The following is a 2,469-nucleotide window of genomic DNA, read 5'->3' as shown; positions in this document are numbered from 1 at the left end:
AAGCTGTCCTCGTTGAGTATCACTCCTTCGATTTGCACTCCGTCAGCGGTGACCGCAATAGCCGTTTCGTATTCCTGGGGAAATTCTTTGGTCGCCTCAGTCAGCCCCCACGCCAGCCGGCGGCTGGGATTACGTACCGAATCGATAATGGCAGCCCTGGTGCGCGAACCACCGACCGCACTCAAGTCAGGCCCCAGTCGACCGCCCCGGCCCTCGACCCTATGACATAGCGAACAGTTGGCATCCCCATAGAACAGAACTTTACCGTGTGCGGCGTCGCCCTGGCCCCCCGAAATTTTTACTTCTACGCTTCGAATGTAAGTGATGATTTGCCAGATTTCCTCATCGGTCATCCCGACGCCCTGACCGTTGGTTCCGTTCGCTGGCATGGCGGTGCCCGTAATACCATTGCTGATGACCTGGAACATCTCAGCATCCGAGTGCGCATGTTTTTTCTGTAAGCGGGTAAGGTCCGGTCCCCGGCCTCCGCCACGCGCTCCTAGTCCGTGGCACAGGGCACAGTTGATGCGGAATTCATACTCCCCTGCTTTGGCTGCGTTGGGATCACCTGCGAAAGGATTGCGATCGTCAAATGCCTCCATTGCAATTACTAGGGAAAGGAATGCCACGGCGGTAACGGACGCGCGCCAAAAAATCCGCACCACCATTCGACGATTCGGTATGAGACTTTCTCTGATACGGGACACGGCCACTCCTTGGAAGAGAATTGCCGAATTCTACTCGAAAGCCGAATATCGCGTCGCGGCAAATCTGGCTCACTGAACCGCGGGGACATGTTCCCTCGATATCTGTCTGAGCCGTCCGTCCAGCCTTAGACTTAAGGTTCCCCCCGGAATGGCCTTCGTCTGCGGACAACTAGCCTTGCCATTGAAAGGCATTGAGCTGCGGCAAGCCGATATGGGCCAAAACGCGGTAAGCAAATTCGCGGGCCATCTCGTCGAGGGTAGCGGGGCGGTAGTAGAACGCCGGAATTAGGGGAAAGATGGTAGCTCCGGCATCGGCAGCACGGTACATGTTGCGGATGTGAATCTTGTTCAGGGGAGCTTCTCGAATGCAAAGCACCAGCGGGCGCTTTTCCTTGAGGCAGACATCTGCAGCACGCTCAATGAGATGTTCGGCATTCCCGCTGGCGATGCGGGAAAGCGTTCCCACGCTGCATGGAATGATCACCATGGCATTCACTGGATACGAACCGCTGGCAATATTGGCCCCAATATCGGCGTTTGCCTGCTGCCGAAACTTGGGTGAAGGCTTCCGGCCGATGCTTTTGAAAAGCTGCTCCAAAAGATTGGATCTCCCCGAAAGCCCAAGCTCTTCAGCCATGACGCGGAGAGCGCTGTCTGACGCAACGAAATTGATGTACAAAACACGTTCGTCGAGGTCAATTGCATCCAATAGATGTTTTAAAAATAAAGATCCGCTGGCGCCGGTCGTGGCCACGGTCAGATTAAGGGATAGGGCGTTCAAACGAATTTCCTCGAAGTCGAGCATAGGGAGCGTATAGCCAACCCGTCAAGCGATGGGCAGGCGTTGGCAAGTAGAACCTCAATGGCTAGCAGCAGCTTACGAATTCGACAACAGGTGCAGCAGATACAGGCTCTGGCGAAAATCCAGAGGGACATCCGCGTGCAGGATCCGAATAGCCGCAGCAAGTATTTACGGGAATTTCACCGAGCCTTTCGGTCCTACGAAGCCATATTGACCCAAAGCGACGTTCACCAGGCTATTACGGGAGCTGACATCATTCTGGTCGGAGACTATCACGCGCTGCCAGCCTCTCAACGCTTCGCCTCTGAACTCCTGGAGCATCGCGCTCACAAGGGGGACCGGCCGGTAGTCCTCGGCGTGGAGAGTATCTTTTCGCGCGATCAAGGGATTCTGGACCGCTGGTGGCGTCGGGAGATCAGTGGTCCTGAACTGCGCCGCCGTATCGAGTTCGACGAAGAATGGGGATATGAATGGGATCCATTCCACGAACTGCTGGTGACGGCGCGAGATTGTGCGGATGGAATCTACGCTTTGGATTGCGCGCCGCGTGGCGATATGCGGAAGATCCGGGGACGCGACCGGCACGCCGCGAACCGATTTGCGGAGATCAGAGAACTGCACCCAAGTGCGGCAATTTTTGCACTTTTTGGCGAATCTCACCTAGCGCCCACTCATTTGCCCCGAGATCTTCAGGAAATCATTCCGAACGACGGAGTGCTGACGATCCTGCAGAACGTCGACGCACTGTATTGGGCAGCTGCGGAGACCGAATCTGAAGTGCCCGAGGCAATTAGGGTTCATGAAGGCGTGTTGTGCGTATTTCACACGTCCCTCCTCGATAAATACGCCTCTTACAGAAAGCATTTGCAGCGCTGGAGCGAAGGGGAAGAAGAGCTTGACGCAGAAACCTAATCAGTAGGCGCACTTGGATGCTGTAGAATTCAGTGACCGGTCCAGTCT

The 2,469-nt window shown here is 55.5% G+C and carries 3 protein-coding genes; 1 reads left to right on the top strand and 2 read right to left on the bottom strand.

Annotated features, from left to right (window positions below; genetic code table 11):
- Both WA354_RS19380 and WA354_RS19375 read right to left on the bottom strand, forming a co-directional pair.
- Positions 1 to 668, bottom strand: a 668-nt coding sequence (locus WA354_RS19380) for a c-type cytochrome (protein ID WP_472814665.1), incomplete at its 3' end; no start/stop codon positions are given.
- A 208-nt stretch (positions 669 to 876) separates the two neighbouring features.
- Positions 877 to 1,512, bottom strand: coding sequence for a UbiX family flavin prenyltransferase (locus tag WA354_RS19375; RefSeq protein WP_472814664.1), 636 nt, complete (start codon positions 1,510 to 1,512; stop codon positions 877 to 879).
- A 57-nt stretch (positions 1,513 to 1,569) separates the two neighbouring features.
- Between WA354_RS19375 and WA354_RS19370 the strand changes: the two genes are divergently transcribed.
- Complete coding sequence (locus tag WA354_RS19370) at positions 1,570 to 2,421, top strand: ChaN family lipoprotein (RefSeq protein ID WP_472814663.1); 852 nt, start codon at positions 1,570 to 1,572, stop codon at positions 2,419 to 2,421.
- Positions 2,422 to 2,469 lie beyond the last annotated feature (48 nt).

Origin of the sequence: Occallatibacter sp. (assembly GCF_049802275.1) — a bacterium.
Classification (GTDB): Bacteria; Acidobacteriota; Terriglobia; order Terriglobales; family Acidobacteriaceae; genus Telmatobacter.
Note: the sequence above shows the minus strand (reverse complement) of the source record. Positions and strands in the feature narration are given on the sequence as shown.